The sequence below is a fragment of the Shewanella marina JCM 15074 genome, from assembly GCF_000614975.1.
In the GTDB taxonomy this organism is placed as follows: Bacteria; Pseudomonadota; Gammaproteobacteria; order Enterobacterales; family Shewanellaceae; genus Shewanella; species Shewanella marina.
In genome coordinates, this window is record NZ_BALM01000007.1 from 153,449 (window position 1) to 160,262 (window position 6,814).

Consider the following 6,814-nt stretch of genomic DNA (forward strand, 5'->3'; position numbering starts at 1 on the left):
CCATTATTAGATTGATTTAATATGCCAGTCTTCTATTTTGATGATGTAGCGACTAAGTGGTTATTTAAAAGTATTTATATCTAGTCGTTAAATTGCACCACATCACAAATATGTGAATTCTGACTTTTACTATCAGAGGATGTTAGTGGAATGGTATTGAAATTTTCAATAAGGCATTGAAAAGAAGGTTTTTATTGTGGATATTTTTAGTGTGAAATTAACTTAGCTGTCTGTTCATATTCAGAATTCATCCTAATATGCCGTTATGTGTCAGCCGAATCTAACCGTCTAAATGGGGAGTTTAAATATGAGTAAATTAGTGCTCTTTGCAGCAGTCACCATCTTTCTAAATGGCTGCGCGAGTGTTGCAGACAGTCAATTATCTGAGCAGACAGGATCAATAGTAGTCCCGCCGAAGGCAAGAGTTTGTCTAGTCACTCCAGCCGATGGTTCCTTTGAGGGGAAGAGCTATAGAGATAGTGGAATGCGTGTTGGGCAGAAAATCGAAAAAGCTATCGCAGAAGAAAGCTATCTAGTCGATGTGCTACCTCGAAATGACGACTTTGTATCGGATTGCAGGATCAGAAACGCCAAATATATGGTTGATCCAGAAATTCTACTATACGAAAACAGAGCAAGCGGTTGGACAGGAATGCCTGATCAAATTAAGGTAAAAGTTTCTCTACAGAGCCTGGATCACCCCGGTGAAGTAAGTAGCTTTGTTTACTCCGCCGATTCAAATATGGCTGCGAGCTTTTTTTTTGAATGGGGAAATGCTGCACCTTATGAATTATTGGACTCCAAGTTTAAGGAGACCGTTCAAGATCTTTTAGCCGGAAAAATAAGTGGCTAGGCGTTTTAGTGTTAAGACACATAACCAGCGCAAGCAGTTAACTCACTTCGTTCGCTGCGGCCACTGTTGCGGGCGTTATAAGGCTTGATTATGTGGAAGCACATCATCGCATCTAGCATTCAATCGGCTTTTGTAGGTGCATTACTTTTAATAATTGTTAGCTTGCCATCGTATGGTGGTGCGGCAACTATTTTTGGCCTTATTGCGTTCCCAGTAGCGTTTGTGATTTGCTTAGTATTGGCATATCCATTAATTCGCTTGTGGCAGTTTTATTCTTGGTCAAACTGGCTAAGCTTTGTCATTTATTTAATAGCTGGCTTTGTTTTAGGTTTTTTTACACCTGTAGCTATTTTTGGTTCTTCAGGCACAGATTTCAGCTTTGAGTCAGTAGCCTTTTTAAGTATTTATGGTGGATTAGGTCTTGTTTGTTCTATCTCTGCATGGAACTATGTGCGTAAAAATGTAGCCTTATAACGAATAAGGATAGGCCGCGCGTAGCCGCGTCCTTATCCCGAGTGTTGAACAAGCCCGTATCACTCATAATTGCGGCGTTAATCTCTAACAGAAGCAAAAGCAGCTTCAGCAAATTGAAGATGCCAAGGTTGAGTTGAGCTTGAGGTTTTCGAGAAAGCAAAGTTCCCATCCAAATACCCGCTAATACCCCTCCATCTATGGGTTGATATTTTCAACCCTGCCAGTTATTTCCTACAAGAGTATTAGAGATTAGCCGTGTTATTCAAATGTTAAAATTAGTACCATTATTAGATTGATTTAATATGCCAGTCTTCTATTTTGATGATGTAGCGACTAAGTGTTTGTTTAAAAGCATTTATATCTAGTCGTTAAATCGCACCACGTCACAAATATGCAAATTCTGACTTTCACTATCAGAGGACGTTAGTGAAATGGTATTGAAATTTTCAATAAGACATTGAAAATAAAGTTTTTATTGTGGATATTTTCAGTGTGGAATTAACTTGGCTGTCTGTTCTTATTCGGAATTCAGCCTAATATACTGCTAGATAACCTACTTACCCACAAAAAGGAATCATCATGGTATATATGAAGTCAGTAGTAATTTTAGTTGTTCTATTTCTTGTAGGATGTGCCACGACCGCTAGCATATCCAATTTGCCAATATCTGCTGATCAAGTAGATTTTAATACTCTGGCTTCTAGAGATTTAGATCCAAATTTGCCCATCTGGAATTTAAAAGGGATGTCTGAATACATTACATACACAAGTAAAATAGAAGAAGAGAAATTATATGATTTTTTAAAACAAGCAAACCAAAAGCAAGGGTTTAAGAATATTTATGAGAATTTCGAAACCCGAAGTATACGTGGTTCGCGTGGCATGAGAATGAATGAGTGGAACTCTGTTTCTGGGATTTACTACCGGGAGCTGGACGACAGATTTCAAATTTATGTAAGAGTAGATATAACCCAAGATATTACTGGTGGATGGAAAGAAAATAGAGCAGAAAAAATTATTAAGTCTCTGTGTAATATAAGTAAAATATGTATTTAGTGTGAAATATCTAACAAGTACAACTTGAGCGACATTTTTGTCGTCGCTTCGCAACAACCAAAATGCGCCAACTGTAGGTGTTAAGTTTCAAAGGATATGAATCCGTTGCCATCTAAATTGTTAGCAATATTTATTACTTTTCTCTTGGGTTATGGCGTAGCTAGTTATCAGTCAGCTAGGGCTGAACTTAAGGAGGAAATCAATGATTATCAAAGAGAAATACTGATAGCTTCTAGGTTGTTGGAAGAGTATAGCGAAAATTGTGCCAAGTTAAAATATCGTAATTTTTCACCTTATGTTGAACATGCAACAAGTCGCTATGAGTTACAGGTCAAAAAATCCGAAGGTTTTCCGTATCTTATGGACGAGTATTTTGTTTTTGATCATGAAGAGTCTGTATTTGAGTTTAAAGAAAAAACAGACGAAATACGTAAGACTGTAAGTTTGTGTAAATAAACTTAACAAGCCTCTGAATTAAGATTCACTAAGGCTGTCACGCCATTTGCTGAGCAAATCGCCCGCCAGCACATGGCTCACTTATTAGAGCTGAGTTATGCTTTAAAAATGGAATGTTGCTATGTTTAAGAAATTTTTAAATGGTTTGGTTTTTGGCTCTGGCTTTGCAATCGCATTCGTAGCAATTTGGGCAATAGGGTTGTCTTATGTAATCCCGATGGTAATTGAAAATACCAGCAATAAAGAACCTGATATGTCAGGTTCAAAAATTGAATCGGTGGTGCCATTGGCAAAGGATACAACTAAAAAAAGGGAATACAAATTACATAAGGGGGCCGAATACGAAAGAAAAATACCCATGAACGGCGGCATGTTATCAATTGCAATATTTGACGAAGACAGCGGAAAAGATCGGCCTAATAGTTTTCAAGCCTGGGTTACTAAAAATGAAGCATTTATAGTAAGCACTGAAGGTGATATACCTACAATTAAAAGAGTGCCATATAAAACAACTATACCTGTCGATTTTGCCAGTAACCTTGTTCATGACAATGTAGGGTTCCACAAGCAAAACTCAACAATGACTATTTCGGAAATAGAAATAAAACGCTTAAAAGACGGAAGACCCTCATCAAGAGAAGGCTATTTGAATGGTGAGTTGCGTATGACAGAAAATGGCGTTGTTTTTCTTATGCCAAATAAGTATGAGCATAACAAGTCACTCCAGCCGACCGCCGAAAACGGCGGCTGAGTTTGGCGTTAGCTAAACAACGGAGGTTATATGAATATATTTGAAATGATGCGCACTGGGGAGCTTAGTCCTATGTTGTTTGCTTTTGGTATCCAAGCAATTGCACTTGGAACTCTATGCTTTCTTCTTGCTAGAAGCAAAAATAGAAATTATAAATTAGCAATTTTAGTTGGTGCTATTCCTATACTTAATTATTTATCTGTTTTGTACTATATTGGTGTTCCAATACTTGAGAGAACATCTCCTGAGTCAGGCAATGATAGCTAACAAAAAATTAACAATGACACGTAACAGTTGGCTGTGTTTCGTTTCTCAACAATTTTAGCCAACAATATTTTGCCCATTATTAGGGCGTTATGACTCACGGTTAATTAATCTCTTCACTCTACTTCTAGCTGATTATCTATTGTTCTATAATGCTCATGTATTGCATAGAGATAAGATATTAATGAGTAATAATAGTGAAATTATCGAGTATCTTCGCGAGCGTATTCCAGTGTTTGAATGTGTTCAGGGGTGTCATGACTGTTGTGGACCTGTAACAACATCTTCGGCAGAAATGTCGCGACTACCGGTAAAATCTGACGCAGAGCATGAAGCTGCATTAGATGAGTACAACTGCGTACATTTAGGTCCTAATGGTTGCGAGGTTTATGAGGAGCGACCATTAATTTGTCGTCTTTTTGGTACAACCCCTCGTATGCCATGTCCAAATAATTGTCGCCCAGTTGAGATGGTTGACTTAAAGGTTGAACGTTTGGTGCATAAGTACATCAGAACAACTCGACAGGTTTTGGTGTAGCAGGCTCAATCTCCAGCAGCGTGCACAAAGTCATGACGAATGCATTAACTGCTCTTTATTACTTGTACGGTATGTTGAACATTTTTTATGAGTTAAACCTGTTCAATATTAGGTACAACTCAATCAAGAGGTAATTATGCGTATAGTTTCTTTTACTGAAGCCAGAAATAGTCTTAAATCTGTTCTTGATGGCGTGGTTAATGACGCAGACTGCACAGTTATCACTCGTCGAGGTTCTGAAGACGCGGTTGTAATGTCTATGGATTATTACAATAGCTTAATGGAAACGATACATTTATCTCGTTCACCTGCGAATGCTGCTCATTTACATAAATCAATCGCTCAATACAATGCAGGACAAGCTACCGAAATAGATTTGCTAGAATGAGTCGAATGCTAGCTTGGACCGATGATACCTTTCTTAATTATATTACTACCCATAATTGTGGCGTCAGTCTCAACAGAAGCAAAAGCAGCTTCTGCAAATTGAAGATGCTAAGGTTGAGTTGAGCTTGAGGTTTTCGAGAAAGCAAAGTTCCCATCCAAATACCCGCTAATAGCCCTCCATCTATGGGGTGATATTTAAAGTGTAGCTAATATCTTATATATCTATTAGATATAGGCTATAGCTTTTACTTTTACCTTAATAATATTATTAAGGTAACTTAGAGTTTTGATGAGCATTTTATCGAGGTGTTATGATACATATCGTCAATGAGAGTATATAGGGTTGATAATGTTTGGAAATTCAAGATTAAGAATTATGATAATTATGCTGTCGTTAAGTCAAATAAATGGTTGTTCAAAATTTGAGTATTTTAGTGAATGTGCACCTATAATGTCGTTTAAATTAGATACACCTGTTAGGATTAACGTTTTTTCATTATATGAATTAGGTGATGGGGCGGTAGAGGTAGCGGAGAAGGAGGGAGCCAATTTTTCATTAGCAATGTATCCGAGTAATATCATTCTTTCATCAGACTTTATTAATAAATATAACTTACATGATATAATGATACATAATTTACGGCTCGTTGGTCCAGTGCTGAAGTATAATACAAAATTAATCAATCCATTTAACCATGGAGATTTTCTTTTTCTCGTTGAGGCTGATGGGATTAAGTATTGGACAAGTAGTATTACCATTAACAAAGTAGCAAAACATGCTGATGAAAATAGTCCTGATCTATACGTTTTATTAAAAAAAATGGGATTTAGTTATAGGGATATTCCTGATGACTGTATTTAATTAATATTTATAACCCTACAAGAAAATAATTATCATCAGCTTATTAGCTTATTGGTTGTCATTTATTATACTTAATTTCGTAAATGAGATAGGCAATGTGAAAATTAATTTATTGCCTATCTAATGTTAGTCAATTTTAGATTATTTTAGCATACAGCGGTGCAGACATAGCCGCCAGAAGGTGTTACAACACATCGTGTCATTATAAAAGACATATTACATCCTCTATTTTCAAAAATAACGCCATAAGAACTACCAAAATTCGCAAATTTGTTTAGTTCATGACTTCCTTCAAATGAAAAGTTACCAATAAAACCTGACTTGTCTGCAGGGATTTGATTATTTGAGCAGTCAAACGCAGAGCCTTTAACAACATTAAATGTATTTATACTTGGAGATACAGTAACTTTTAGTCTGCTACCATCTTGAAAGTTAATGGTTTGAGGAATTGCAAATAAAGTTCCACTTAGGCTCATATTTCTTGAATTAATTGATATATTTTCAGCTAATTGATTCCATTTATTAATAGCATTTTGAATCGCAGGATAGTATGCATTCATTCGATTAAAAACATTATTTCTCATTTGACTTGACTGTATGAAATCATATGCACTTACATGGTCATCGTCAGAGTTACATTGACCTGATGAGAAAATTTCTTTTATTTTATTTTTATTAGATATTGAACTTGGTTTTGGTTCTTGATTTATTACAGAGCTTAAAAAGTTAGGGTTGTTATTGACAATGTTGTTTGCTTGAGTTTTCCAATGCACATAGTCATTGAAATCTGAGTTTACATTACTAGGTAATGGCAATCTACTAAGTTCATAACGTCTAGTCTCCATATCCATTTCCCATCTGTATAGGTATAGTTTATTTTTTATTAAGTCAATTACGTAATAGTTTGCTAATGGAGGTTGAGATCTAACTGTTGATTCTACTTTATACGTAGAGCAGTTATTACACTCTAGTACCTTTTGTAAATACGCATTTGCATTATTTGATATAAAACTCGAAGTGATAATTGTAGATATAAGTAAAATATATTTCATAGTAAATCCTTTTTAATATATACGAGTTTTAAATATAGGGTTTATTATGTTTTTCTATAGCTAATATAATCGTGACGTTTTATTTTAATTAACACATCTAACGTTATTAGTTATTTATTTT

10 protein-coding genes are annotated in these 6,814 nt (G+C 35.6%); 9 read left to right on the forward strand and 1 reads right to left on the reverse strand.

Features of this window, described 5'->3' with window-relative positions; all coding sequences use genetic code 11:
• Positions 1 to 307: 307 nt before the first annotated feature.
• The 9 genes from JCM15074_RS07785 to JCM15074_RS07825 all read left to right on the forward strand — a co-directional run bounded on the left by JCM15074_RS07785 (position 308) and on the right by JCM15074_RS07825 (position 5,641).
• On the forward strand, positions 308 to 853 hold the full coding sequence (locus JCM15074_RS07785; RefSeq protein ID WP_025820691.1) for a DUF4823 domain-containing protein: 546 nt from the start codon (positions 308 to 310) through the stop codon (positions 851 to 853).
• 84 nt (positions 854 to 937) lie between these two features.
• Positions 938 to 1,327 (forward strand): hypothetical protein, encoded by a 390-nt coding sequence (locus tag JCM15074_RS07790; RefSeq protein WP_148300752.1) that lies wholly within the window; start codon positions 938 to 940, stop codon positions 1,325 to 1,327.
• A gap of 588 nt (positions 1,328 to 1,915) precedes the next feature.
• Complete coding sequence (locus JCM15074_RS07795; RefSeq protein ID WP_148300753.1) at positions 1,916 to 2,383, forward strand: hypothetical protein; 468 nt, start codon at positions 1,916 to 1,918, stop codon at positions 2,381 to 2,383.
• Positions 2,384 to 2,488: 105 nt separating this feature from the next.
• Positions 2,489 to 2,839: a hypothetical protein gene (locus JCM15074_RS07800; protein ID WP_148300754.1), complete on the forward strand. Its 351-nt coding sequence runs from the start codon at positions 2,489 to 2,491 to the stop codon at positions 2,837 to 2,839.
• A 121-nt stretch (positions 2,840 to 2,960) separates the two neighbouring features.
• Entirely contained in the window at positions 2,961 to 3,590 is a 630-nt protein-coding gene (locus JCM15074_RS07805) for a hypothetical protein (protein WP_025820695.1), read from the forward strand.
• A gap of 30 nt (positions 3,591 to 3,620) precedes the next feature.
• Positions 3,621 to 3,857 carry a hypothetical protein gene (locus tag JCM15074_RS07810; RefSeq protein WP_025820696.1) on the forward strand — a complete coding sequence of 79 codons (237 nt, stop codon included), beginning with the start codon at positions 3,621 to 3,623 and terminating at the stop codon, positions 3,855 to 3,857.
• Between the two features lie 181 nt (positions 3,858 to 4,038).
• Entirely contained in the window at positions 4,039 to 4,392 is a 354-nt protein-coding gene (locus tag JCM15074_RS07815; protein ID WP_025820697.1) for a YkgJ family cysteine cluster protein, read from the forward strand.
• A gap of 136 nt (positions 4,393 to 4,528) precedes the next feature.
• Positions 4,529 to 4,780, forward strand: a complete 252-nt coding sequence (locus tag JCM15074_RS07820) for a type II toxin-antitoxin system Phd/YefM family antitoxin (protein WP_025820698.1) — start codon at positions 4,529 to 4,531, stop codon at positions 4,778 to 4,780.
• A 348-nt stretch (positions 4,781 to 5,128) separates the two neighbouring features.
• Complete coding sequence (locus JCM15074_RS07825; protein ID WP_025820699.1) at positions 5,129 to 5,641, forward strand: hypothetical protein; 513 nt, start codon at positions 5,129 to 5,131, stop codon at positions 5,639 to 5,641.
• 146 nt (positions 5,642 to 5,787) lie between these two features.
• On the opposite strand, the gene JCM15074_RS07830 is transcribed toward JCM15074_RS07825, so the two are convergent.
• Positions 5,788 to 6,693 (reverse strand): hypothetical protein, encoded by a 906-nt coding sequence (locus tag JCM15074_RS07830; protein ID WP_025820700.1) that lies wholly within the window; start codon positions 6,691 to 6,693, stop codon positions 5,788 to 5,790.
• Positions 6,694 to 6,814: the final 121 nt, after the last annotated feature.